Below are 26,330 nucleotides of genomic sequence, written 5' to 3' on the forward strand. Positions count from 1 at the left end.
TGTGCGCTGCTTGAATTGTCACCAGGTGATATTACATCAAGTGACTTGGTACAACCTATTTTCGCTCCCCCAGACACAAGTCATATGTAACGCCTGTCAGTCGGAGTTGAAAAAGATTACCGGGGCGAAGTGTTTATCCTGTTCCCGACCTATGGAAAAGCCCGGGCTCTGTCCTGATTGTAAACGGTGGGAAGAAGACGAGAGGTGGAGCGGTGTCCTTGATCAAAATATCTCAATTTTCCACTACAATGAGCAAATGAAAGATATTATGGCACGTTGGAAGTACCGTGGAGATTATATTTTAGCAGATTTGTTTCGTGAAGCCATGCAAGATGAATTTCAAGAGCACTTCATGGGGGAAGATGTGGTTGTTGTCCCAATACCGTTAAGTGATGAGCGGATGGAAGAAAGAGGGTTCAACCAGGCAGATACGTTAGCAGGCTTCATTCAGGCTCCCGTGAAACTTGCATTGACCCGCCTACATGGTGAAAAACAGTCAAAAAAATCACGGCAGGAGCGTATGGATACGGTCAATCCATTTCTGCTGGCAGAGCCAGTCCATCAGGCTGTTCTTTTAGTGGATGATATATATACGACAGGAATGACCTTGAGGCATGCAGCTAAATTGTTAAAAACAAATGGAACACCAAAAATTTTCTCTTTGACTTTGATTAGAAGTGGTTGAAACATTATCAATTAGACGGTATGTGCCGATATAATAAATAGAAGGTTTGTGGGGAGGAAAAGTGTTATGCCTGGAGAATTGAAGAATTGTCCAAGGTGCGGAGCGGTTTTTGTTCAGGCGCTTCGTTCCATTTGTACAGATTGTTTCCATGAAGAAGAAAAAGACTTTCAAATGGTTTATGATTACATTCGCAAACGCGAAAACCGCCAGGCGACTGTGACGGCGGTTGTGGAAGCTACTGGGGTGGCACATGAGCGTATTACACAGTTTGTGAAAGAAAAAAGATTACTGACGACCCATTTTCCGAACCTGCACTATAAATGTGACAGATGTGGGGGATCTTTGCAGCAGGGGAGGCTGTGTGATGGCTGCAGAACCTCATTGCATAAGGAATGGCAGCGGGTTGACGAGAAATCTACCCAGGATGATCCTCCTGAATCCAGGACCTATTACAGTTTGAAAAGGGGTAAAAAGTAATATTAAATGATGGCTTTGATTTACCGATAAATAGAGTAGAATGAGTGTCGGAAGCTATAAAGAGTGAGGTGAATGGGAATGAAAATCAATGGTCCGAATCATACCAATTTGAATCCTTATCAAAAGCAGTTGAATAAACAGACAGAAATCAAGAAAGCTTTCCAGCAGGAAGATAAGTTGGAAATATCCCATCAGGCAAAGAATCTGCAGGAGAATGCCCGCCCTGACGCAGCACGGGAGAAAAAAGTAGCGGAAATCAAACAAGCTGTTGATCAAGGTGAATATAAAATAAACGCGGAGAAAACTGCACAGAAAATGATCCAGTTCTGGAATAGCCGTAAGTAAGGGGGACCAATGGTGTCCATCACTAAAGTCAATGTACAAATGGAAAAGTTGAAGCAATTGCATGAAAGTCTATTATATTTGTCCCGTGAAAAAACAGAACTGTTAAAACAAGGGGAGACAGGGAGTCTACAGCAATTATTGACTCAAGAGCGGAAACATATCCAGGCGATTACTAAAATAGAAAATGAACGTATGCATACTGTTACAGACTGGTGCCCCCAGCAGGGCATTGAATTAGAAACTCCAACTTTATCAGGTCTGCTTGGGTTTCTGGAGGACAGTAAAGAAAAAAACTTGTTGCAATCGTTATTTGAAGACCTGGCCTTTCTTGTCTCCGAATTGAAGCAGCAGGAACAGCTCAACGCTGAACTGACGAAGCAATCACTGCAATTCATTCATTTATCGCTGGACATGCTGCAGCCAAGCCTTAACAACGTGAATTACAACAAACAAACCGGAGTTTCTAACAAAGAAAAAAGGTCTGTTTTTGATTCGAAAGCGTAAGAGAGGAGTCTAGTTTACATGTCGACATTCCATGGCTTAGAGGTAGCCAAATGCGGATTGTTCACCCAGCAGTCCGCTTTACATACGACCGGGCACAACATTGCAAATGCAAATACATCTGGCTACACACGCCAGCGAGTCAACTTTGAACAAACTGCACCATATCCGCCAGCTTCGAGGAACCGTCCGGAAATCCCTGGGCAAGTTGGAAGCGGTGTACAAGCGGGCTCCATCGAGCGTGTGCGTGAACAATTTTTAGATATCCAGTTTCGAGGAGAGACAAATAAGGCTGGATACTGGGAGTCAAAAGCTGACTCTATCGGCAAAATGGAAGAAGTCATGAATGAGCCGAGTGAACAGGGACTTTCAAAAACGATGGATCGTTTTTGGCAATCGTTACAGGACTTAGCGACCAACCCGGAAGATTCAGGGGCAAGATCTGTCGTACGTCAGCGCGGGATAGCCGTCGCAGAAACCTTTAATTATTTATCGGGTTCCTTAGAAGGTATTCAAAAAGATTTAGAAAACGAAATAGATGTAACGGTCAAAGATATCAATTCCCTGCTTACTCAAATCGACCAGCTCAACCAACAGATTGGGAATGTCGAACCCCACGGCTATCTGCCAAATGATTTGTATGATGAACGTGACCGCTTAATTGATGATTTATCACAATTGGTGGAGCTTGAGGTTAATTATGAAATGAGTAAAGGTAAGCCGGATGCAATGGCGATGGGACAAGCGACTATTCAATTAGTGAACGAAACGGAAAAAGATTTGCTCGTAAATGGTAAGCCGGGTCAAGGGGAGTCACGGGTCTACCACTTGAATGCTGAGGTTAACGAAGTTGCCGGTAGAAGTGTGGTTACAGGTTTTTCATTGTCTTCTAAGGACGGCAATGGGGTTACGAAGAATCTTGATACATATAGTTCTCAAGGAAAGCTGCTCGCACTTAAAGAGTCTCATGGCTACCAGAATAGTGATGGAGAATCCAGAGGTATGTATCTTGATATGCTGGCGGATTTAGATAAAATGGCTTACGCTTTTGCGACAGAATTTAACCGAGTCCACCAGGAAGGAGCCACATTAAAAGATATTGAGAATAATACAAATGATGTAAATCCATTAGTCAGTTCTCAACCTTTCTTCACAGAGGGGACTTCCCAGCTTACAGATAAAGGTACGGTTAATGCAGGACTGGCCGGACGATTGGATATTCATACGGATATTATTAAGGACACAGACCATATTGCTGCAGCAGCAAAAGGGCAGCCATATGCTGGAGATGGCTCGAATGCTCTTGCTTTAGCCGATGTGAAGGATGCTGAATTGGATGGTCTTGGAGAAGCGACAAGTTTGAAAGGCTACTACGAGGGAGTCATCGGAAAAATGGGCGTCGAATCCCAGGAATACCAACGCCTCCAAAGTAATGCGGGTACCCTTAAAGAATCTGTGGAACAGCGCCGGCAGTCTGTCAGTGCAGTCTCCCTTGATGAAGAAATGACCAATATGATCAAGTTTCAGCATGCTTATAACGCTTCTGCAAGAAATATGACAGCAGTAGATGAGATGCTCGATAGGATCATCAATCAGATGGGACTAGTAGGAAGGTAGGTGGATGATTGATGCGGGTAACACAAGGAATGTTAACCAACAATATGCTAAGGCACCTTAGCAACAGTTACGACCGGATGGGTAAATATCAGGAACAGCTTTCAACCGGGAAAAAAATCAACCGGCCTTCCGATAACCCAGTTGTTGCGATGAAAGGAATGAATTATCGTACGCAGTTGAACGAAGTCCAACAGTTTCAGCGAAATCTCGGTGAGATGCATAATTGGATGGAAAACTCGGACAGTGCGATGGATAAGGCGACACAAGCCATGCAGCGTGTGCGCGAATTGACCGTCCAGGCGAGCAATGGCACTTACGACCAGGGCCAAAGGGAAAATATCGCTAAAGAAATCGGCCAGCTGAAGGACCATATGATTGATATTGCCAATACAAAAGTAAACAATAAATATATTTTCAATGGCAATGATACCCTGAATGCTCCGGTTGATGTTTCAGAGGAGAATCCGCCTGCAGCAGATCCCAGCCCCTTTAAGGTAAGTGATAATTCCGGAGAAGTGATGATAGAGATCTCCAAAGGCAACTCCTTAAAAGCCAATATCGATCCTACCAAGGTCTTTTCCGGTCAATTGTTTGCAGATCTTCAAGGGCTCGAAAATGCTTTGAAAGGAAATGATGAAAGCAAGTTGAATGGGTACTTGGATATTATTGATGACCATATCAATAATATCGTGGATGAACGTGCGGATTTAGGAGCAAGGATGAATCGTATTGAGCTGGTAGAAGATCGTTTGGCGCAACAGGAAATTACGGCTACCAGGATACTTTCCGAAAATGAGGACGCTGATATCGAAAAGGTTATTACGGAGCTCAAAACACAGGAAAGTGTGCACCGTGCTGCTCTTGGAGTAGGGGCGCGTATCATCCAGCCAACATTGATGGACTTTCTACGATAAGCTATCTGACTTCAGGTAGCTTTTTTTATACTTTAGGAAAATTTAACTTTGTTAAAGGATTAAAGTATAAGAAAATACTAAGGCTTTCGCCATAAGTACTTGGCGACAAGTCAAGTTTTTCTAATAAGAGGTGAGAAGGTGGATTTTCCTCAAATCAGACTTTCCAGTCAACGTGCAGCAATCAAAATAGAAACTCAACAGGCCACACAGTCCATCGAGCAGCCGAAAGCCCAGCAGAGTATTCAGCAGCCAAAAGCAGATGTATCAATGAGGCAGCGCCCAGGGAAACTGACGATCGATCAGACCAATGCCTGGCATAACCTTGGTTTGAAGAGTTCTCAGGTAAGAACAAGGGAGACCGCTGATCACGCCAGGAAGTCATTGTTGGAAGGTATTGCAAGAACGTCGCAGAAAGGGGATGAACTGATGCGGATAGAACAGGGAGGCAATCCCTTAGCCGATCAGGCAACCCGTAATGCGGTTTGGAACTTTGAGTATAAGCCTGGGGGGATGCCCGCTTATGATCTGGTTGCTTTGGATTATCAAGCTCAGCGTCCTGAAATTAACATAACGCGTAACACGCCGGTGATTAATGCAGTCCCGCAAAAAGTACGTCATGATTACAAGCCTGGTAAGGTGGATGTTTCGATGGATAAATATGCTTCTTTGAACATTGACTTTGTAAATTTAACCTATAAAGGTTATCGATTCGAAATTGAAATATAAGGGTGAATACATATGAAGATAGCAACGAAGTTTTTTGGTGAATTATCTATAGGCAAAAATGAAATTATAGACTTTCCGGCTGGCCTTCCCGGTTTTGAACAGGAAAAAGCGTTCGTGCTCTTGAAAATGGAAGATGAAGGGGTTTACCAAGTCCTGCAATCGGTCGAGCAACAAGAGGTTGCCTTGATTGTCACAAATCCATACTTGTTCTTATCCAATTATGAATTCGCAATCGATCCACAAACACAAAAGCTATTGAAGATAGGATCTCCGGAAGATGTTATAATTCTATCAGTGGTTACGTTAAGAGATCCATTTTCAAAAACTACTATGAACCTTCAGGCTCCACTAGTAGTGAACTATAATGAAAATATAGGAAAACAAGTGATATTGAATGATACCTCCTACCACACGAAACATTTGCTCGCTTCTTTTAGAAAGGAGGACATACAGCATGCTGGTGCTGAATCGAAAAGTAAATGAATCACTGAAAATCGGTGATGATATTGAAGTGAAAGTGATTGCTGTTGAAGGCGATCAAGTGAAAATCGGTATAGCTGCACCCAAACATATTGATATCCATCGTCAGGAGGTCTATGAGAAGATTACAGAAGAAAACCAGGAAGCCATGCAAGCTCCGACAGACTGGATGGATTTGATTAAGAACCGTGATAATACATAGTAATAGGTAAAGGGGGGACTGGATTGGCCTCAGAAATGTCTTCCTTAGGAAAGAAGAAGGGTTTACTAGGGTTCTTGATTCTATCAATCACAATCATATGGGGCTATGCCTGGGCACTCATGAAAGCATCGCTTGATTTCATGGGGCCTTTTACTTTTTCTGCGCTCCGTTTCGGCACAGGGACAATGACGATGTTTTTAGTATTATTGATATTCAAAGTGGGGCCACCGCCAAAAGATAAATGGAGGCATTTGGCTATCATTGGTCTTTTACAAACGACGGTGGTGTTTTTACTGGTGATGTATGGACTCCGGTTTGTAGATGCTGGCAAATCTTCCGTTCTCCTTTATTCCATGCCGATATGGAGCAGTCTGCTCGCTGCCAAATTTCTAGGGGAAAAAATACAGAAAATGAAAGCAGCAGGACTTACTTTTGGAATGATCGGACTTATAACCATATTAGGCTGGGACGTACTTATCGATCAGAACATGACAGTTTTGACAGGAGAAGTATTGATTATACTGGCGGCGATTTCTTGGGGAGCGTCCAATGTCTATTATAGAAAAAAGTTAAAAAATATCACAAACCTTCAAGTTTCCGCCTATCAGATGTTATTCGGTACTATCGGTTTGGCCCTCGCCGCCTTCATCATAGAATGGGGGGAACCGCTTCATCTGACTCCGAAGAGTATCTATTATGTATTATTTACTGGTGTTCTGGCATCAGCGCTATGCTTTACACTCTGGTTCATTATTTTGAACAACATAGATATGGTGACGGCTACTCTATCAACTTTGTTAGTGCCGGTCTTTGGCATGATTTTTGGAGTTGTATTATTAAATGAACAGCTGACACCCAACATAATACTAGGCTCTATTTTCATACTTTCAGGCATAGCTATCTCCCAGATTTTCAAAGAAAAACCTCTGCCCCAGCATATCCAGTAAATGGATAGTCTGGGGTAGAGGTTCTTTTTTGCACTATCAGAAAGGTTAACTTTGTTAAAAGATTATTAGAAGATACTAAGACTTTCACCATAAGTACTTGGCGACAAGCCAAGTTTTTCTAATTGAATAACCTTAACTCCTTTTGGTTTTAACCGATATAAAATATAAATTGAATAAAGGAGTGGGATGGTTGTGAACGTGGAAAAAATCTTTTCAAGTTCCCAACTCCTGCAACAGTCCAGTCATCATTCACGTTCAACTTCAGTTCAGGATGATTTAACTGTAGAAGAAAAAACAAAAGCTTCAAAAGTAACTCATGAAGGACATCAGAAGAATTTAGATAAACATAATACAGAAGAAATAGTAAAAGGGTTTAATGAATTTCTTGAACCGGCAAATACATCTTTGAAATTCGAGTTTCACGATAAGCTGGATGAATACTATGTAACCTTGATTGATACGGAGACGAAAGAAGTAGTGAAGGAAATACCACCCAAACGCCTGCTTGATCTTTACGCAGCAATGGCTGAATCACTTGGCTTCATCGTCGATCATAAAATATAAGGTGGTGCAAAGGATATGCGTATAGGTGGTTTAGCTTCCGGCATGGACATCGATGGCATTGTCAAAGATCTTATGAAAGCGGAACGGATGCCGCTTGATAAAATGGAACAGGATAAAACGTGGCTGACATGGCAGCGTGATGCCTATCGCGATGTCAATAAACAGTTACTAGAGCTTGATAACCTGACTCTGGATATGAAACTCCAGCGCACATTCAACTCGAAAACTACTACTTCCTCACAGGAAGGAGCGGTCTCGGCGACGGCTACAGCGAGCGCTTCATCTGGAAGTTATAATGTAGAAGTGAAACAATTAGCAACTTCTGCTATCAATTTAAGCAGAGGTGGAATAACGGCCGACGGAAAAACTTTTGATCCGAATAAACCACTTAGTGAACAAACGGATAACTTGAAAAATGGCATAGTATTAGACAAGGAGTATGAATTTTTTACTTTTAATAAAAACGGAGAGAAGATCGATCATACATTTACCGTCGCTTCGGACCAATCCCTAAATGACGTATTGAGTGATCTTACAAATGCTGATAACGGTGTAAGGGCTTTTTATGATCAGCAAGCGGATAAAGTAGTACTGGAACGTACAGAAACTGGTGATTTCAACCAGGATGAGAGCAGGTTTATGGGAGCAGAAATCGGGTTTGATGGTTCTACGAATTCTAACTTTTTCACGGAAACATTACAGATCTGGAATGGTAAAACAGATAACAACGGAAATTGGGTTAAAGCGGAAACAGGCGGTGAAAATGCTAAATTCACCTATAACGGTGCTTTGGAAATCGATTCATTCGAAAATAGCTACACCTTAAATGGCATTACGTTTAATTTCAATAACACCACAAACGGCCAAGCTAAAATCAACGTAACCAGTAATACTGAGGCGTCATTAGAGAAAATCACGAAATTCGTTGATAAATATAACGGCATCATCGAAAGTTTGAATGAAAAAGTCGGTGAACGAAGAAACCGTGAGTTTAAACCATTGACCGAACAACAGCGGGAAAACATGGAAGAGAAAGAAATCGAACTATGGGAAGAAAAAGCCAAGAAAGGGATGCTCAGTGGTGATGCTGCTATACGTGGTGCATTGTCAGAAATGCGTAATAACTGGTATAACACGGTGGAAGGAGCGGGCGAGTATAATCATCTAGCTCAAATTGGAATCACTACTTCCCCTAACTACCGTGATGGCGGTAAACTGCTGATCGATGAAGATAAGCTGCGAGCTGCACTGAGGGAAAATCCTGATTCAGTCCATCAGCTGTTTGCGGCAGACGGGAACGGGTCTGGAAAAGGTATTGTCCGGCGACTGGAGGACACCTTGGGTCGTACTGTAGAAACTATTGAAAAGAAAGCGGGAAAGTCCACCAGTCTGGATAACAATTTTGTACTAGGGAGACAGTTGAAAAACATCAATGATCGGATGGATGCTTTCCAGGACCGGTTGATTCAAATTGAAGATCGATATTGGTCTCAATTCACCCAGATGGAAAAAGCGATCCAGAAGATGAATTCCCAATCTAATTACTTGATGCAACAATTCGGTGGAGGATTTTAATGAAGGAGTGTAATTATGTCGATACAAGCTTACCAGACGAATTCAGTTGAAACGGCATCACCTGGGGAACTGACCTTGATGCTCTATAATGGCTGCTTGAAATTCATCAAGTTAGCTGGAAAAGCGATAGACAGTAGAGACTATGAACAGAAAAATATCAATATCCAAAAGGCACAGAAAATCATACAAGAATTCATGGTAACCCTTGACCCTGAAGCGTCTATTTCTAAAGAGATTATGCCGCTATATGACTATATCAATCGCCGTCTTCTTGATGCTAATCTAAAAAATGATAAAAACATATTAGGGGAAGCAAGTGAATTAGTAGGTGAATTGCGTGATACGTGGAAAGAGGTCATCCGCCAAACAAGGCAGGAGCAGTTTGGTAAAGGCGGCAATGCATAGTGGGGCATATCGCTGAATTTCATCAATTGACAGTAAGTCTGAATGGACGATTGCAGATACCTTTTTCTTCGATTGACCGGCAGCATATATTAGACGAAGTGACCAACTTGATTGATAGGCGCGGGGAGCTCATTCATCTATTAAAAGACCCGGTCAATGAAGAAGAAAAGAGATTATTGAAAGAAATTTTGTCAATGGAACTGCATATACAAGATCGTTTGGAGAAGAACTTCGAACACTTGAAGACGGATATGCGTCTGCATAAGAAACAAGAGACATCCACCAGGAAATACTCCAACCCTTATCAGAGTGTAAATAGCTATGACGGTATGTTCTTAGACCAAAAAAAATAGTGGAATCACCACCTGCTTCATGCCCGGAAGCAGGTTTTCTTTTATATACAACCAAATAAAAAAGTCAAAGGAAAAGCGCTCGGAATGAACGGCTTTCTTTGAAGATGTTCACAATTTATCTACCTTAATCATAGGTAAAATCGGGTATGATATAAGTAGACCCTAACTCATATTACTGCAATTTCCAACAAGTTCCGACACAATTAATTCGGAAAATTTCGAAAGTTTGTGCAGGAATATGCCAGGGTATGATAGAATAATAATCACATAAGGATGAAAGGAGGACACTTCTATATGAAATACAACATTCGTGGTGAAAACCTAGAAGTGACCGAGGCTATTAAAGATTACGTGGAGAAGAAAGTAGGAAAGCTAGAGCGCTACTTCGATGAACCGGTAACTTCCGAGGTCCATGTTAATTTAAGTGTCTATAATGATGAGCAGGAAATCGAGGTAACGATTCCAATGAAGGATCTGCTTCTACGTGCAGAGGAAAGACACACTGATCTGTACGCTGCCATCGACCTTGTGGTTGATAAACTGGAACGACAAATCCGAAAGCATAAAACAAAAGTGAACCGTAAGTTCCGCCAGGAAGGTGCTCCAAAATACGTATTTGCGGAACTTGAAAAAGAAGCACAGGAATATCAAAATGGAGCCAGTGATGATGAAGATATCGAAATCGTAAAGCAAAAACGATTTGATCTGAAGCCGATGGACTCTGAAGAAGCAGTACTGCAAATGGATATGCTAGGTCACAACTTTTACGTTTACACTAATGCGGAAACGAATGAAACAAACGTAGTTTATCGTCGTCGTGACGGTAAATATGGATTGATCGAACCGAGCTGAACATGAAATCAACAAACTAAGGCGACCCAGTGAAGGGTCGCCTTTTTCAATTGCTTTTTTAAAAGGCTCTGTTAACTCTCAGTATTGATATTATAGTTAAGCTCCCTTAACATGAAGGCTCAGTTTCGAGAGAAACTGTTTCCGTTACGGTTGAGAATCTCTGGAGGTCCGGGAAATCACTCGCTTTCCATGGGCATGTGGTGAGCTTCCTCAGGCTTCGCCTTGCGGGATCTCACCGATCATGTTCATCCCATAGGACTTTGTATGAGCATCCTTGAATAAGCACCGCACGAAGGAAGTGTATAGCATTTTCGAGGAGTCTCGCAATTTCTCGGACCTCCTTACATTGGTAAGGAAAACGGAAACATCAGTATGGCGTTCTTCAAACAAAGGTAGAGCTTTTCAAAAAGTGCACTGTCACCTGCATCATAGTTCCAAAATTTTCGTGGAAGACATCTTCATCTATCGCAGCGGTTCGTTTCTCTCACCCTTTGGATGGGGTGGTTGGGAAACTGCGAGACTCCCGCGGGAGAAGGAGCTAGGCAAGACCCCACAGGGAGTGTAACGATCGAGGAGGCTTGCCAGTTCCCCCGCAGGAAATCGAGTTGTTTCCCAGCCATCCCTGACACTTTTTTGGTAAAGAACCCCTTCTATCTTGAAACTGAGTCTTCCGCAATACTGCCCAGTAGTTAAAGAAGCCTTTATGGAAAAACAATATTAACTTTTAACAGAGCCTCTTAAAAAATGTAAGTTTTTTAAAATAGATGCCTTTTCGCAAAATCTACTGCAGATTTAGCTATAAAGGAGAATTTTCACATGGCAAATAGTCATTTTTAGCCAAAACCGCCGTCCGTTTTGGCAAAAGAGAAATTAGCGATAAAAATTGCTACATGGTATAACAAAGTAGCCAGCAATAATTACCTTCCAGGGAGGCGTACCCATATTGACTACTTATGTGAATCAGGAGTATCAGGAGCTATACCATAAACTCAAGCAGCAAGAGAAGACAATTGCCCAGCTTGTGGAGATTATTGCGGCTACGAATAAGCGAATCTACGATTTGGATCGAAGACAGCTGGGGTTCGAACATCGGCTGCTTGTACGAGAGCATTCATTGCAGATGACAAGCACAACGTTCCGTTCGCCACCAAATGCTGAATGACTGCCACGCATGTTTCCCCGTAAGTCCTCCTACGTCTCCATAACAAGAGCAGCTCATCCCCGAGGTGCTCTTGTTTGTTTGCAGCCAGGTAAACAAGGGAGTTTGTTGTCAGGCAACTCATGGAAGTGTTATTATAAAGTGTGATTAAACTATACAACCGGATAACTACCAATTTAATAGAGGAGCGGTTGCAATGCTTGGAACCTTAAAGAAAATATTTGGTGACGGCAACCAGCGCCAAATCAACCGGCTGCAAAAGCATGCCGAAGAAATTGAAGCGTTGGAGCCTGAGATGGAAAAACTATCAGACGATGGTCTGCGTAATAAAACAGATGAATTCAAACAACGCTATCAGGATGGAGAGAGTCTGGACAAACTATTGCCTGAAGCTTATGCAGTCGTCCGTGAAGGGGCCAAGCGTGTACTTGGGATGCGTCCTTTCAACGTACAGCTGCTTGGTGCGATTGCCCTGCATGAAGGAAATATCGCCGAGATGAAAACCGGGGAAGGTAAAACGCTTGCTTCGACAATGCCAGCTTACTTGAATGCTATAAGTGGCAAAGGCGTTCACATCATCACGGTCAACGATTACCTGGCCAGCCGTGATGCCGGTGAAATGGGAAAGCTTTATGAATTCCTCGGTTTGACAGTTGGCTTGAACTTGAACGGAATGATGAAAGAAGAAAAGCGCGAGGCCTATGATGCCGACATCACATACGGAACGAATAACGAATTCGGTTTTGATTATCTGAGGGACAACATGGTCCTTTACAAGGAACAAATGGTCCAGCGTTCCCTGCCATTTGCGATCATTGACGAGGTCGACTCGATTTTAATTGATGAAGCTCGTACACCACTGATTATATCAGGCACCGCTCAAAAATCTGCTGATCTTTATGTGAAAGCGAATGCCTTTGTCCGTCTGCTAGAAAAAGAGGAAGACTATACGTATGAAGAAAAAACAAAAGGCGTACAATTGACAGAGGAAGGGATCAATAAAGCAGAGCGTTATTTTGCGATTGAGAACTTGTTCGATCTTTCCAATGTTTCATTGATCCACCATATCAACCAGGCCTTGAAAGCTCATGCGGCAATGCACCGGGATACGGATTATGTCGTCGAGGATGGAGATGTGGTTATCGTCGACCAGTTCACTGGGCGTCTGATGAAGGGACGTCGCTACAGCGATGGGCTCCACCAGGCGATAGAAGCGAAAGAAGGATTAGAAATCCAGAATGAAAGTATGACGCTCGCTTCCATCACATTCCAGAACTTCTTCCGTATGTACGATAAATTGTCAGGTATGACTGGTACAGCGAAAACAGAAGAAGAGGAATTCTTGAACATTTATAATATGCGAGTCATTGCTATTCCAACGAACAAGCCGATCATTCGTGACGATAAAGCGGATCTCGTGTACAAAACGATGGAAGGAAAGTTCAAGGCAGTCGTGGAAGAAATCAAACAGCGCTATGATAAAGGTCAGCCAGTACTTGTCGGTACGGTTGCTGTTGAAACGTCAGAATTGATTTCACGCTACTTGAAGAAGGCAGGCGTAACTCATAATGTTTTGAACGCAAAAAACCATTTCCGTGAAGCGGAAATCATCGAAAATGCCGGTCAGAAAGGCGCTGTTACAATTGCAACCAACATGGCGGGCCGTGGAACTGATATCAAGCTCGGGGACGGTGTCGTCGAGCTGGGAGGCTTAGCGGTCATTGGTACCGAGCGACATGAATCCCGCCGTATCGATAACCAGCTCCGTGGACGTTCCGGTCGTCAGGGAGATCCTGGTATGTCATTATTCTACCTTTCCATGGAAGATGAACTGATGCGCCGTTTCGGTTCAGATAACATGCGTAATATGATGGATCGTTTAGGCATGGACGATAGCCAGCCGATTGAAAGCAAGATGGTATCCCGCGCGGTTGAGTCAGCTCAAAAACGCGTGGAAGGAAATAACTTTGATGCCCGTAAAACGGTACTTTCTTATGATGATGTATTACGACAGCAGCGTGAGGTCATTTACAAGCAGCGTTTTGAAGTGCTTGATTCCGAAAACCTCCGCAGCATTATCGAAGAAATGATTCACTCAACCCTTGAACGGACCGTCCAGGCTTATACCACTGATGAACTGGATGAAAATTGGGAACTTGATTCTATCGTTTCTTATATGCATGCGAATCTGGTCCATGAGGGAGATGTAACCGAAGGCGAACTGAAAGGAAAAGAACCAGAAGAAATGGTTGAACTCCTGATGGAAAAAGTGAAGCAGCGATACGATGAGAAGGAAACGGAAATGGAAGAAGGCCAAATGCGCGAGTTCGAGCGTGTCATTTTACTTCGTACCGTCGACCAGAAATGGATGGATCACATCGATCAGATGGACCAGCTTCGTCAGGGTATCCATTTACGTGCTTATGGACAAACAGATCCACTTCGTGAGTATCAGATGGAAGGATTCTCCATGTTTGAGCAGATGGTACAAAACATTGAAGAAGAAGTCTCCCGCTACGTCATGAAGGCCGAGGTCCGCAACAACCTACAACGTCAGGAGGTCGCCCAGGGGGCAAAGGCGGTATCTGGCAGCGAGCAAAGTGAAGAAAAGAAAACACGCAAGCCCTATGTGAAAAAAGAAGATGTCGGGCGAAATGATCCGTGCCCATGCGGAAGCGGCAAGAAATATAAGAACTGCCACGGCAGATAATGATTGGACACTCTCTCATTAGGGAGAGTGTCTTCCATTGAAATAAGAATTATACTAAGAGGTGATTGTTATGGATATGGCGGAAATTCGTCATGAATTGGACAAAATGGCTAAGCGATTAGCGGACTTCAGGGGGTCTCTTTGACGCCGAACAAAAGAAGGCACGAATTGCAGAACTTGAAGAAGAAATGACTGCCCCGAATTTCTGGGACGACCAGAACAATGCTCAAAAAGTAATTAATGAAGTCAATGGACTGAAAGACATGGTTCATACACTTGAGGACCATGAAGAAACACATGAAAATTTAGAAGTATCTTATGAGCTGGTTAAAGAGGAAAATGATGAAGAGCTTGCAGTAGAGCTGGAAGAAGAGGTCAAACAGCTTAATAAAGACTTGAACCAGTTTGAACTCAACATGCTGTTAAGTGAACCTTACGATAAAAATAATGCCATCTTAGAATTGCACCCTGGTGCTGGTGGTACGGAATCTCAGGATTGGGCAAGCATGCTTTTACGCATGTATACCCGCTGGGCAGAACGAAAAGGCTTCAAAGTAGAAACGATGGACTATTTACCTGGTGATGAAGCTGGTGTAAAGAGTGTCACATTAATGATCAAAGGCCATAATGCATATGGCTATTTGAAAGCAGAAAAGGGAGTACACCGTCTCGTGCGTATTTCCCCTTTTGATTCCTCAGGGCGCCGTCACACTTCCTTTGTATCTTGTGAAGTAATGCCGGAATTCGATGACCAGGTCGAAATCGATGTCAGGACAGAAGACTTGAAAATCGATACCTACCGTTCCAGCGGTGCAGGCGGTCAGCATGTCAATACGACGGACTCTGCGGTGCGTATCACGCATACACCGACCAACACAGTCGTGACCTGTCAGTCGGAGCGTTCTCAGATCAAAAACAGGGAACAAGCAATGAAAATGCTGAAGGCGAAGCTTTACCAGCTGGAAATTGAAAAGCAACAGCAAGAACTGGATGAAATACGCGGGGAGCAGAAAGAAATCGGCTGGGGAAGCCAAATCCGCTCCTATGTCTTCCACCCATATTCTATGGTGAAAGACCACCGTACCAACCTTGATATCGGCAATACGCAAGGTGTGATGGATGGCGATCTTGACCCATTCATCAACGCGTATCTTCGCTCGCAAATGAATTAATCTCCTAAGACCTCGCTCAAACGATAAGAGCGAGGTTTTTCTATTGGTTTTGTATATGGGTGGTTGGGAAATTACTCGCATATTTAATAGCTTTAAAGAAAGTTTTTAGCGTGTTAATAATGAAAAATCTATCATTTCCACTTACAATATAAGAAGTATTTTGAAAGAGAGGAGGGACTTGTGGTGTCAAAAGATAAAGAACACTTTCGGATAGCCCACCGGGAAGCATGGATTGGTGTTGCGCTGGCAGTTTTCAATTTCATCTGGTGGTTCGGCTTTGCTTATGGCTTAGGAGGGAAATCCCCATCATCTTATCATTACATACTGGGTCTTCCTGCCTGGTTTTTTTATAGTTGCGTGTTAGGTTTTATCGTAATGGTAGTACTCGTTACGGTTGTAGTTAAGTTATGGTTTGTCGAAGTCCCGTTTGAGGAAGAGGAGGGAGAGGAATCATGAATTGGTCTGTGATGATCCCCCTTGTATTTTTTCTTATACTTATTTTTGTGATTGGTTTTTGGGCGAGTAAATATGTAAGGACGACCGATTCTTCGTTTTTAGCGGAATATTTTCTCGGAGGGCGTCAGCTGGGTGGATTAATTCTTGCGATGACAATGATTGCAACATACGGAAGTGCCAGCAGCTTCATTGGTGGTCCTGGAGTGGCCTATACAGAAGGGCTGGGCTGGGTATTACTGGCCATGTCCCAAGTAGTTACAGGCTATTTTGTATTGATGGTTCTCGGTAAAAAATTTGCAATTATGAGCCGCAGGTATCACGCTGTAACATTGATTGATTTTTTGAAAGGACGGTACCAGAGTAAATGGGTGGTTCTGGTTTCAGCTTTCAGTATCATTCTCTTTTTGTTCTCAGCTATGGCCGCACAGTGGGTTGGTGGTGCCAGGTTGATTGAATCTTTAACTGGTTTGAGCTATATATCGGCATTATTCATTTTTGCGGTTTCTGTATTGGTTTATGTCATTCTAGGCGGTTTTCGAGCGGTAGCTTTGACAGATACTGTTCAGGGAATTGTCATGCTGGTCGGTACACTTGTCCTGTTGATTGCTACTATCATAGCAGGGGGCGGTATCGATAGTATCATGACAGATCTTCAAGCGGAAAATCCAAATTTGATTACCCCATTTGGCGCTGAGGGGAACCTTTCAGCAAGTTATGTATCTTCTTTCTGGATATTAGTCGGTGTGGGAGTGGTCGGTCTTCCCCATGTTACCGTTCGTGCGATGTCCTATAAAAATTCCAGAGCTATGCACCGGGCTTTGATCATTGGTACCATCGTGGTAGGTTTCATCATGCTCAACATGCATCTAATCGGGGTATTTTCACGTCCTATTCTGCCGGGTATTGAGGTTGGAGATAAGGTCATGCCGTTAATTGCCCTTGAAGTCCTGCCAGCCTGGCTTGCCGGTGTGGTGCTGGCTGCTCCGATGGCGGCAATCATGTCTACAGTGGACTCGTTGCTGCTGGTCGTCAGTTCAGCGGTGGTCAAAGATGTTTATCTGAATTATGTCGAACCGAAAGCTACTCATAAAAAGGTAAAAAAGCTTAGTTTTACGATTACTGCTGTGCTTGGAATACTCGTATTTTTAATGGCGCTTGATCCTCCGGATTTATTGATATGGTTGAACTTATTCGCTTTCGGAGGTTTGGAGGCAGCATTCATCTGGCCAGTCGTCATGGGTCTTTACTGGAAAAAAGGGAATAAACACGGTGCTTTGGCTTCCATGTTAATCGGAATCCTTTCCTATATATTATTTCATCTTTACCTTCCAAACCTATTTGGATTACACACGGTTGTCATGCCAATCATTCTTTCACTGGCTGGCTATGTGATCGTTAGTCTAATTACCACTAAAAGCGGGAAAGAGTCATTGGTACAAAGTTAATCAGTAGTTAAATGTACGGGCATTTGCTATGCTGAAAGAAATCATTTGTTGGGATGAGGCGATATTTTTATGAAGGTGAAAAAAGCGATTATACCGGCTGCGGGACTTGGTACCCGCTTTTTACCGGCTACGAAAGCGATGCCTAAAGAAATGCTTCCAATAGTAGATAAACCAACTATCCAATATATTGTCGAAGAAGCCATTGCATCAGGTATCGAAGACATCATCATTGTGACAGGGAAAGGCAAGCGGGCAATCGAAGATCATTTTGATCATGCCTTTGAGCTGGAAGAAAGTCTTTATAAACGGGGAAAAATGGATCTTCTCGAAAAAGTGAAAGAGCCGGGAGCTGTAGATATCCATTATATCAGGCAAAAAGAACCGAAGGGACTCGGTCACGCAGTCTGGTGTGCGAGAAAATTCATCAGCGATGAACCGTTTGCAGTGCTCCTTGGCGATGATATTGTTCAAGGAGAAACCCCTTGTTTGAAGCAGTTGATCGAACAATACGAACAAAAAGAATCCTCCATTATCGGTGTTAAACAAGTACCAGAAGAAGAAACTTCCCGCTATGGGATCATTGCACCGAAGTCCCAGGATGGCAGGAGCTACGAAGTGGAGAGTTTTATTGAAAAGCCTCCAGCTGGAGAGGCGCCCTCCAACCTTGCTATTATGGGTCGATATATCCTTACTCCGGAAATACTGGATTTGCTGGCAGACCAGAGGGAAGGAGCTGGCGGTGAAATACAATTGACAGATGCGATTGGGCGCTTGAACAGCTTCCAAGGTGTTTATGCCTATGAATTTGAAGGCAAGCGGTTTGACGTCGGTGATCAATTTGGTTTTATCCGAACGACTATCGAAATGGCCTTGAACAGGGAAGATATGCATGAAGATGTCATGGAACTATTGAAAAAAATCGTAGATGAAGAATCTCTACAAATGTAAAATCATTCTTGCTGGAGGGACGAACATGCCCTCCGGCTTTGTTTTTGTCCAGTCGTTATTCTTTTTGACAGCGCTTAATGTCCGTGTTGCTTTTGTGTGCTTTACCGTGTTAATACGTTATTTTGCTGTCGTTTACAGCTTGTGATTCCAGTGTTATACTCCTATCTCGTGAGCGATAGATAATAGAGAATAGAAGGGTTATTACTGCACAGAATGAACATACATGAGGTGGAAAGTAATGATGATGATGGCAAAACGATACCGCAGAGAACCTATGCCGGAAATGCTGCGGCATTTTTTAGAATATAGCTTTGTAATTATCGGATCTTTTTTTGTGGCTTTAGCTTTTAACGTCTTTTTACTTCCTAATAATATTGCATCCGGCGGAGTGGCCGGCATTAGTACTATCACAAAGGGAGTTTTCGGTTGGGAGCCAGGCCTGGTGCAAGGGTTATTGAACGTACCGTTATTCATTACAGGAGTAATTATTCTTGGTAAAAACTTTGGACTGAAATCTTTTGTCGGAACACTTATTCTTCCGTTTTTCGTTTACCTGACAAGCGGCTTGTCACCAGCTACGCCAAACCCTTTATTGGGAGCTATTTTCGGAGGCATGGGCGTGGGGCTGGGCCTTGGAATTGTTTTTCGTGGAAGGGCGTCGACTGGAGGAATTGATTTAGCAGCTCAAATTATCCATAAATATACTCACCTGCCATTGGGAATAAGCTTAGCCATGCTTGATGGTATGATTGTTACGACTTCAGCCATTGTTTTCTCAGTCGAAGAGGGGCTATATGCATTGATTGGTTTGTTTGCTACCAGCAGAACCATCGACTTTGTACAAGTAGGCTTGAATACTTCAAAAAATGTCATGATTATTTCTGAGCATGTCGAAGAAGTACGGGCAGCGATTTTGAATGAAATTGATCGTGGAGTCACAGTACTTGAAGGTTCAGGCGGATATACGGAACAAAGCCGAAAAGTGATTATGTGCGTCGTTCAACAGAACGAATTCATTAAATTGACACAAACTGTTAAAATGATTGACCCGGAGGCATTTGTGGTAGCTATGAACGCTACAGAAGTCTTAGGCAAGGGTTTTAAAACTTCCTGAATTGGTTATAATATCCTTGATGGTGTGTATTCGCTATCATAAAACTACTTCGATTGGGGGAGTAATGACATGAAGAAAGCTTTAATGGCTGTACTTTTTGGTTCTGCGCTAGTGCTCGGAGCTTGCGGTGGCGGCGGAGATGAAGGTGCTGAAGAAAACGGCGGCGGAGATGCCGGTACGGAAGAAAATGGTGGTGGCGGTGAAGTAGATACTGCAGCTGCTGAACAAGCTTACCAGGAAAGCTGTGCAAGCTGCCATGGTGGCGACTTGTCAGGTGGCGCTGGTCCGTCTCTTAAAGATGTGGGGTCAAAGTACTCAAAAGACGAAATCCTCAACATCATCAAGAACGGTAAAGGTTCTATGCCTGCCGGGCAGGCTACAGGTGAAGATGCCGATATGATTGCCGGCTGGTTAGCCACCCAAAAGTAACAGGAAAAGGTAATACTTACCAGAAAAGCTTGAGCATTTTGCTCAAGCTTTTTTTTGTTTTTTTTACAGAAAACACCTCTTGATTTATTTGTCGAATCTTAGGTTATATTGCAGTTTTGTTAAATAAAACGTCATTTTGAAATGAAAATGTAATAATTTTGTGTCATAAAAAGGCGAATGTTGATGTTATAATATTTATGGTTATCCAGCAGAGTTCAGATTTGGTAAATAAATGCTTAAGCACCAGGAGAATTACAACAAAGGAAAATAAAGGTGATTTTTATATGATAGAAATGCAGTCTGTTTATAAGACGTATCCGAATGGCGTTACGGCTTTAAATGGCATAGATGTACATATAGCTCAGGGTGAGTTTGTATATGTTGTAGGACCCAGCGGGGCAGGGAAATCGACTTTTACACGATTGATGTTCCGTGAAGAGAAACCTACTAAAGGTACCGTATTAGTAAACGATATGAATCTTTCTAAATTGAAAGAAAGGAAAATTCCTAAACTTCGTCGTCAAATCGGCGTGGTTTATCAGGATTTCCGTTTGCTTCCGAGACTATCAGTCTATGAAAATATCGCTTTCGCTCTTGAGGTGATTGAAGAGTCGCCAAAGAATATTCGAAAGCGAGTCATGGATGTATTAGATCAAGTTCGGCTGAAAAACAAGGCCCGTTTTATTCCGGACGAGTTGTCGGGTGGTGAACAGCAGCGGGTTTCGATTGCTCGTGCTATCGTCAACCATCCGAAGCTGCTGATCGCAGATGAACCGACAGGAAATCTCGATCCTGAAACCTCTTGGGAAATCATGAGCATCTTAGAAGAGATTAATGCATCCGGAACTACCGTTGTGATGGCAACTCATAGTAAAGATATCGTCGATAAAATGAGAAAACGTGTCATAGCCATTGAAGATGGATTGGTAGCGCGTGATGAACATCGAGGTGATTACGGCTATGAAGCTTAGAACGATGGGCAGACATTTTCGTGAAGGCAGCAAGAGTGTATGGCGTAATGGCTGGATGACTGTTTCATCTGTTGGAGCAGTGACCACAACCCTGCTGCTTGTCGGTGTATTCCTTGCTTTGATGCTGAATTTGAATCAAATCACGCAAGAAGTTGAAAAAGATGTAGAAATTAAAGTATTACTCGATCGGACACTTCAGGAAGATAAAGATATCAGCCGTGTCGAAAAAGAGCTAAATTCGATTTCGGACGTGGGAAGTGTCGAGTTTTCTTCTAAAGAGCAAGAGCTGGAGCGTCTTATTGAAAGTATGGGAGACGAAGGAAAGGCCTTCGAGCTATTTGACCAAAGCAACCCATTGAAAGACGCTTTTGTTGTGAAACCATCAGATCCCACCGATACCATGGAGGTAGCGGATAAAATCAGGGGCATTGAAGGGGTTTCCGAAGTCAACTACGGAGAAGAAATCGTTCAAAGACTTCTTCAGTTCAATGAATATGCACGGACAATCGGTTTGGCTTTGATTATTGCGCTCGTATTTACGGCAATATTCCTCATTTCTAATACGATTAAAATCACAATTATTGCCCGGAAAAAGGAGATCGGCATTATGAAGTTAGTTGGAGCGACAAACGGATTCATTCGCTGGCCATTCTTCATTGAAGGTATGCTTCTGGGAATTCTCGGGGCTATCATCCCGATTGCGGCAGTTGTATCAGGTTATTATTACTTATATTACAACCTGAGAGATAAAATCCAATTCGAGTTTATTCAACTGCTTCCTTTCGATCCATTTGCATGGCAGCTTTCTCTATTAATCCTGGGAATCGGAGTCTTCATTGGAATTTGGGGAAGTGTCATGAGTGTACGTAAGTTCTTGAAAGTATGACATTAATTATTTACCCGGTGTAATAGATAGAAAAACATGATCTGAAGAGTTGAAATAAGGGGAGGAACTACGAGATGAAGAAGTTTTTCACTGTCTTGACTACAGTAATGGTGACAGCAACCACCTTTTTCTCCACAGGTGAAGTATTCGCCAACAGTGAACTGGAAGAAATCAAGAAAGAACTGAACCAATTAGAACAAGAAAAGGGAGATATAAACTCCGATAAAGCTTCTGTGAGAAGTGAAAAAAACAAAACAGAAGGTAAGATAGAAAAGAATCTTGCAAAGCAGGCAGACACAGAGGAGCAGATTGCTGCTTTGGATCGGAAGCTTGCAGATACCCAGGAAAAATTGGATGCCAAGCAAGCTGAAATCAAAAAGACAGAAGAAGAAATTGCTCAATTAAAAGAAGAAATTAAAGAGTTGAAGAAACGTATTGCAAAGCGTGAGGAAGTATTGACGGATCGTCTCAAATCCCTTCAAAGCAATGGAGGAAATGTAAGTTACTTGGAGGTGCTTCTTGGTGCTCAGGACTTCGGTGATTTCCTGGACAGGGCCAGTGCGGTAACTACAATCATGGACCAGGATAAAAATATCATGGATACCCATATTGCAGAAAAGAAGGAACTTGAAGAGAAGAAACAGCAAGTAGAAGAAAAAATGAAGCAGTTGAAAGCACAAAAAAAAGAACTGGAAAATCTGAAAGCGCAGCTAGATAGTCAGAAGAAAGAAAAGAATGAGCTATTAAAGAAACTGGAAAAGCAGCATGAATCACTGCATGAACATAAAATGTCACTGGAAGAAGAAGAGAAGGTATTAAGAGACCAGGCGGCTGCAATCGAACAAGCAATGCAGCAGGCAGGCCAAAAGAAAAGCCAAATTGAAAAAGAAATTGCCCGTCAAAAAGAATTAGAGCGCCAGGCACGATTGAAGAAGCAGCGTGAAAAAGAAGCTGCCGCACGAAAAGAGCGTGAGCGTTTAGAGGCATTGCAAGCCCAACAGGAAAGTAGCCAGCCAAAACAGACTTCAGCCAGTACAAGCAGCAGCTCAGGAAGCAGCTTAAGCTCAAGCGGCAGCGGCATCTTCAGCTGGCCGGCATCAGGTCGGTTAAGCTCCGGTTATGGTATGCGGAGCTTAGGTAACCATTTAGGAATTGATATTGCAAATGGTACCGGCACACGAATCAGTGCAGCAGCTGCTGGAACAGTTACGCGTTCTTCCTACTCCAGCAGTTACGGTAATGTTGTATATATCTACCATCCGCAGTATAATAAGACTACATTGTATGCGCATATGTCCAGCCGTGCTGTCTCTCTTGGCCAATCTGTAGGTGCAGGTCAGTATATTGGGGCCATGGGTAATACCGGTCAATCCTTCGGCAGTCATTTACACTTTGAAGTGCACAACGGCTCATGGAGTCATAAGGGCGGCATCAATCCAATGCCATACCTTAAATAAGTAATTCGTGGTATTACCAGGACATGCAGTTCATAAACTATAATAGAAAAGGCATCGCACAATTCGGTGTGATGCCTTTTTCTGCAATTACGAGCAACCCCATGGAATCCTAACGATAGAGGGTGAAAATGATGAATTTGAAAAAAAGTCATGTCGTCATTCTGCTGGTGGCCGCTTTGCTGCTGGGAGCAGCCGGTTCTTATTTTGGAATCAAGCTCGCTCAATCAGAACCAGGCGAGCCTGCGACCAATAGTGAACAAACAGATCAAAAAGCAGAAAGCTTTGCTGACTTAAGTGAAAGTGAGCGGCAAAGTATATTAGAGAAATTCGCGGCTTCTAATGGGAAGAATGGTAACGCTTCAGCAGACATGAAGAAAGTGGAGCAGGCCTACAATATCATCCAGGAAAATTATGTGCAGGATGTGGGAAAACAGCAACTTATTGAAGGTGCGATTCAAGGTATGCTCGAAACCTTGGATGATCCATATAGCGTATATATGGATAAAGAAACAATGAAGCAGTTCGATCAATCCATTGAATCCTCTTTTGAAGGCATTGGGGCGGAAGTCAGCATGGTCGATGGCAAAGTTACGATCGTAGGGCCGATAAAAGGCTCACCTGCTGAAGAAGCCGGTTTGAAACCGAATGATCAAATTCTTGCTGTAGATGGAGAAAGTGTTGAAGGACTGGATTTATATGAAACTGTTTTAAAAATCAGAGGCGAAAAAGGAACAGAGGTAAGTCTGAAGATTGATCGACCAGGTGTCTCCGATCCGCTTACAATAGAAATCGTGCGTGACGATATTCCTTTAGAAACAGTGCATTCTAAAGTAAAAGAAGTAGATGGCAAAAAGGCAGGAGTGATTGAAATCACTTCATTTTCAGAGAAGACCTCTGATGAGTTCAAAAAAGCTTTGGATGAGTTAGAAGGTAAAGGGATGGAAGGTTTAATCATTGATGTTCGAGGAAATCCTGGGGGTTTATTTACTGATGTACAGGAAATTTTGAAAAATTTTATCCCGGATGACGTGCCATATGTCCAAGTCGAAGATAAAAATGGAGAAAAAGAACGTTATTTCTCAAAAACAGATAAAAAGAAAAATTATCCAGTGACAGTACTTATGGATGAAGGCAGCGCTTCAGCATCCGAAATATTGGCTGCTGCTATGAAAGAAGCGGGCGGGTATGAACTCGTCGGTGAAACTACTTTTGGGAAAGGTACGGTCCAACAGGCGATTCCAATGGGGGATGGCAGCACAATCAAAATCACCTTGTATAAATGGCTGACTCCTGAAGGCAATTGGATTCACGATAAAGGCGTCGAACCTACTATTGAAGTAAAGCAGCCTGCATACTTCTATACGAATCCAGTGGAAATAGAGAAGCCACTGAAATACGATCAAAATAGCGAAAAAATAAAAAATGTGCAGTTGATGCTTAAAGGCCTCGGTTATAAACTGGAACGTACGGATGGTTATTTTGATAAGAGTACAGAGAAAGCGGTCAAGAAATTCCAAAAAGAGGAAGGGCTTGAAGCAACCGGTGTCATCGATCAAGAAACGGGCGGTTCTATTGAAGCTAAAATAGTGGAATTGATCCGTGACGGCAAGAATGATAAACAGATGGAAAAAGCCCTGGATGTTTTATTCCAGTAATAAAGCAGGATTTAACAAATAGATAGCGAATTATATCCGTAGTCACTGACTGCGGATATTTTTCTGTATACATAAGGAGGTATGGAACGTGGAAGTCTGGCTGCAAGAGTTAACGAATGTATTAGGAAAACTATTAATGCAACCACTCCTCTACTGGTTTTTTATATTTGGTATCATCATTTCAATGAAGAGAATAACTATAGAAAGAAGCATGTTCGGTATCCGCGTCTTTGATATATTTTCCGAGCTGAAGGGCACCTGGAAGACTGGGTTTGTTGCAGGGGGGATCTTGTCGGTTGTAATGGTTGGGGCTGGAATCGTCATACCTTATCCAGTAATTCTACTAATTAGCACGGTGATTTTGCTGGTCAGCTTATCCATGCGCCTGAGGTTTTTATCAGCAGCTTATACGTTTGCCATCAGCTATGGTCTCTTTTTTTTACTACAAAGATTACCCGTCACTATCATGCCTGATAGGTGGCAAGAGATGCTTGGGGCTGTTTCACTCAGCGGTGTCGGTGTGATTCTGGCAGTACTTTTATTTGTGGAAGCTTTTTGGATGCTCCGGTTAAGTCATAAAGAAACCTTTCCTGAATTAGTGGCGGGCTCACGAGGGAAATGGATTGGGCAACATCGCTTGAAAAAGCTTGGCTTGATTCCTTTTTTTGTATTGATTCCAGGCGGGGTCATCACATCGTTTATGCCATGGTGGCCATTACTTGATATAGCTGGAAATGGATACGGGTTAATGTTGGTCCCATTGATGACAGGCTTTGAAGTGAAGTCAAAAGGCCAGCATCCTGTAGCAGCCGCCAAAAAGTTAGGGAGCGGTTTGTTTTTATTAGCCTTAATGGTATCCGGTCTAATTCTTGCCAGTTATTGGTGGGAATGGCTGGCTTTCGTGTCAATTGGAGTTGCAGTAATCGGTAAAGTGTTTGTCACCATGCTACATCATTTCCGTGATAATAAGCGTACTTACTTTTCTGCCAATGATGATGGCTTGAAGGTGCTTGGGGTGATTAAAAATAGCCCGGCTGCTCAGATGGGTGTAGAGGTAGGAGATCAGATTGAGCGCATAAACCAAAGGAAAGTGACTAATGAAGAGGAGTTTTATTACGCTTTACAGGTGAATCGGGCACTATGTAAAATTGAAGTCCGCGATCGAAGAGGAGAGATCCGTTTCACCCAACGTGCCATGTATGAGAACGATCCTCATCAGTTAGGCTTGTTATTTGTAAAAGAAAATGTAAGAAGAAAAGCGGCATCACATTAAAATTAATAGAAG

General features: G+C 42.8%; 28 protein-coding genes. All 28 read left to right on the top strand.

The window, feature by feature from the left end; genetic code table 11:
- Position 1: 1 nt before the first annotated feature.
- The 28 genes from BLV00_RS06905 (at position 2) to BLV00_RS07040 (ending at position 26,318) form a co-directional block, all read left to right on the top strand.
- Entirely contained in the window at positions 2-685 is a 684-nt protein-coding gene (locus BLV00_RS06905; protein WP_093043786.1) for a ComFC family protein, read from the top strand.
- 66 nt (positions 686-751) lie between these two features.
- Positions 752-1,162 (top strand): TIGR03826 family flagellar region protein, encoded by a 411-nt coding sequence (locus tag BLV00_RS06910; protein ID WP_093043788.1) that lies wholly within the window; start codon positions 752-754, stop codon positions 1,160-1,162.
- A gap of 78 nt (positions 1,163-1,240) precedes the next feature.
- The gene (gene flgM / locus BLV00_RS06915; RefSeq protein WP_093044017.1) at positions 1,241-1,507 is read left to right on the top strand and encodes a flagellar biosynthesis anti-sigma factor FlgM; all 267 of its coding nucleotides are present in this window, start codon (positions 1,241-1,243) and stop codon (positions 1,505-1,507) included.
- Positions 1,508-1,516: 9 nt separating this feature from the next.
- A complete protein-coding gene (locus tag BLV00_RS06920) occupies positions 1,517-2,011 on the top strand; it encodes a flagellar protein FlgN (protein ID WP_093043790.1) in 495 nt (164 codons plus the stop codon).
- Between the two features lie 18 nt (positions 2,012-2,029).
- Positions 2,030-3,625: a flagellar hook-associated protein FlgK gene (flgK, locus tag BLV00_RS06925; RefSeq protein WP_093043792.1), complete on the top strand. Its 1,596-nt coding sequence runs from the start codon at positions 2,030-2,032 to the stop codon at positions 3,623-3,625.
- Positions 3,626-3,636: 11 nt separating this feature from the next.
- Complete coding sequence (flgL, locus tag BLV00_RS06930) at positions 3,637-4,539, top strand: flagellar hook-associated protein FlgL (protein ID WP_093043794.1); 903 nt, start codon at positions 3,637-3,639, stop codon at positions 4,537-4,539.
- A 138-nt stretch (positions 4,540-4,677) separates the two neighbouring features.
- Positions 4,678-5,265, top strand: coding sequence for a DUF6470 family protein (locus tag BLV00_RS06935; protein ID WP_093043796.1), 588 nt, complete (start codon positions 4,678-4,680; stop codon positions 5,263-5,265).
- A gap of 12 nt (positions 5,266-5,277) precedes the next feature.
- Positions 5,278-5,748 (top strand): flagellar assembly protein FliW, encoded by a 471-nt coding sequence (gene fliW / locus BLV00_RS06940; protein WP_093043798.1) that lies wholly within the window; start codon positions 5,278-5,280, stop codon positions 5,746-5,748.
- On the top strand, positions 5,720-5,947 hold the full coding sequence (csrA, locus tag BLV00_RS06945) for a carbon storage regulator CsrA (protein WP_093043800.1): 228 nt from the start codon (positions 5,720-5,722) through the stop codon (positions 5,945-5,947). The genes fliW and csrA overlap by 29 nt, the downstream gene beginning before the upstream one ends.
- A 23-nt stretch (positions 5,948-5,970) precedes the next feature.
- Complete coding sequence (locus BLV00_RS06950) at positions 5,971-6,894, top strand: DMT family transporter (protein ID WP_245728872.1); 924 nt, start codon at positions 5,971-5,973, stop codon at positions 6,892-6,894.
- Between the two features lie 192 nt (positions 6,895-7,086).
- Positions 7,087-7,458, top strand: a complete 372-nt coding sequence (flaG, locus tag BLV00_RS06955) for a flagellar protein FlaG (protein WP_245728873.1) — start codon at positions 7,087-7,089, stop codon at positions 7,456-7,458.
- 15 nt (positions 7,459-7,473) lie between these two features.
- On the top strand, positions 7,474-9,033 hold the full coding sequence (locus BLV00_RS06960) for a flagellar hook-associated protein 2 (RefSeq protein WP_093043804.1): 1,560 nt from the start codon (positions 7,474-7,476) through the stop codon (positions 9,031-9,033).
- 15 nt (positions 9,034-9,048) lie between these two features.
- Positions 9,049-9,438, top strand: a complete 390-nt coding sequence (fliS, locus tag BLV00_RS06965) for a flagellar export chaperone FliS (RefSeq protein WP_093043806.1) — start codon at positions 9,049-9,051, stop codon at positions 9,436-9,438.
- A complete protein-coding gene (gene fliT, locus BLV00_RS06970) occupies positions 9,438-9,791 on the top strand; it encodes a flagellar protein FliT (RefSeq protein ID WP_093043808.1) in 354 nt (117 codons plus the stop codon). Before fliS ends, fliT begins: the two co-directional genes overlap by 1 nt.
- A 294-nt stretch (positions 9,792-10,085) precedes the next feature.
- Positions 10,086-10,643, top strand: a complete 558-nt coding sequence (gene hpf, locus BLV00_RS06975; protein WP_093043810.1) for a ribosome hibernation-promoting factor, HPF/YfiA family — start codon at positions 10,086-10,088, stop codon at positions 10,641-10,643.
- Between the two features lie 943 nt (positions 10,644-11,586).
- Positions 11,587-11,805: a hypothetical protein gene (locus tag BLV00_RS06980; protein ID WP_093043812.1), complete on the top strand. Its 219-nt coding sequence runs from the start codon at positions 11,587-11,589 to the stop codon at positions 11,803-11,805.
- Positions 11,806-11,998: 193 nt separating this feature from the next.
- Positions 11,999-14,512: a preprotein translocase subunit SecA gene (secA, locus tag BLV00_RS06985; RefSeq protein WP_093043814.1), complete on the top strand. Its 2,514-nt coding sequence runs from the start codon at positions 11,999-12,001 to the stop codon at positions 14,510-14,512.
- Between the two features lie 70 nt (positions 14,513-14,582).
- Positions 14,583-15,684 (top strand): peptide chain release factor 2 gene (gene prfB, locus BLV00_RS06990; RefSeq protein ID WP_143030694.1). Its coding sequence is split into 2 segments (ribosomal slippage): positions 14,583-14,654 and positions 14,656-15,684, totalling 1,101 coding nucleotides; the frame shifts between segments, so codons are not numbered across the junction.
- A 180-nt stretch (positions 15,685-15,864) separates the two neighbouring features.
- On the top strand, positions 15,865-16,140 hold the full coding sequence (locus BLV00_RS06995; RefSeq protein WP_425441652.1) for a DUF997 family protein: 276 nt from the start codon (positions 15,865-15,867) through the stop codon (positions 16,138-16,140).
- On the top strand, positions 16,137-17,585 hold the full coding sequence (gene panF / locus BLV00_RS07000) for a sodium/pantothenate symporter (protein ID WP_093043818.1): 1,449 nt from the start codon (positions 16,137-16,139) through the stop codon (positions 17,583-17,585). The genes BLV00_RS06995 and panF overlap by 4 nt, the downstream gene beginning before the upstream one ends.
- A gap of 69 nt (positions 17,586-17,654) precedes the next feature.
- A complete protein-coding gene (galU, locus tag BLV00_RS07005) occupies positions 17,655-18,533 on the top strand; it encodes a UTP--glucose-1-phosphate uridylyltransferase GalU (protein WP_093043820.1) in 879 nt (292 codons plus the stop codon).
- A gap of 244 nt (positions 18,534-18,777) precedes the next feature.
- Positions 18,778-19,647, top strand: a complete 870-nt coding sequence (locus BLV00_RS07010) for a YitT family protein (protein ID WP_425441653.1) — start codon at positions 18,778-18,780, stop codon at positions 19,645-19,647.
- 69 nt (positions 19,648-19,716) lie between these two features.
- The gene (gene cccB / locus BLV00_RS07015) at positions 19,717-20,076 is read left to right on the top strand and encodes a cytochrome c551 (RefSeq protein ID WP_093043822.1); all 360 of its coding nucleotides are present in this window, start codon (positions 19,717-19,719) and stop codon (positions 20,074-20,076) included.
- Between the two features lie 284 nt (positions 20,077-20,360).
- Positions 20,361-21,047, top strand: coding sequence for a cell division ATP-binding protein FtsE (gene ftsE / locus BLV00_RS07020; RefSeq protein WP_093043824.1), 687 nt, complete (start codon positions 20,361-20,363; stop codon positions 21,045-21,047).
- Entirely contained in the window at positions 21,037-21,933 is an 897-nt protein-coding gene (gene ftsX / locus BLV00_RS07025; RefSeq protein ID WP_093043826.1) for a permease-like cell division protein FtsX, read from the top strand. The genes ftsE and ftsX overlap by 11 nt, the downstream gene beginning before the upstream one ends.
- A gap of 74 nt (positions 21,934-22,007) precedes the next feature.
- The gene (locus BLV00_RS07030; protein ID WP_093043828.1) at positions 22,008-23,390 is read left to right on the top strand and encodes a murein hydrolase activator EnvC family protein; all 1,383 of its coding nucleotides are present in this window, start codon (positions 22,008-22,010) and stop codon (positions 23,388-23,390) included.
- Between the two features lie 131 nt (positions 23,391-23,521).
- Complete coding sequence (locus BLV00_RS07035) at positions 23,522-25,045, top strand: S41 family peptidase (RefSeq protein WP_093044023.1); 1,524 nt, start codon at positions 23,522-23,524, stop codon at positions 25,043-25,045.
- Positions 25,046-25,133: 88 nt separating this feature from the next.
- The gene (locus tag BLV00_RS07040; RefSeq protein ID WP_093043830.1) at positions 25,134-26,318 is read left to right on the top strand and encodes a PDZ domain-containing protein; all 1,185 of its coding nucleotides are present in this window, start codon (positions 25,134-25,136) and stop codon (positions 26,316-26,318) included.
- The last annotated feature ends 12 nt before the right edge of the window (positions 26,319-26,330 follow it).

The organism is Thalassobacillus cyri (genome assembly GCF_900107755.1).
Classification (GTDB): Bacteria; Bacillota; Bacilli; order Bacillales; family Halobacillaceae; genus Thalassobacillus; species Thalassobacillus cyri.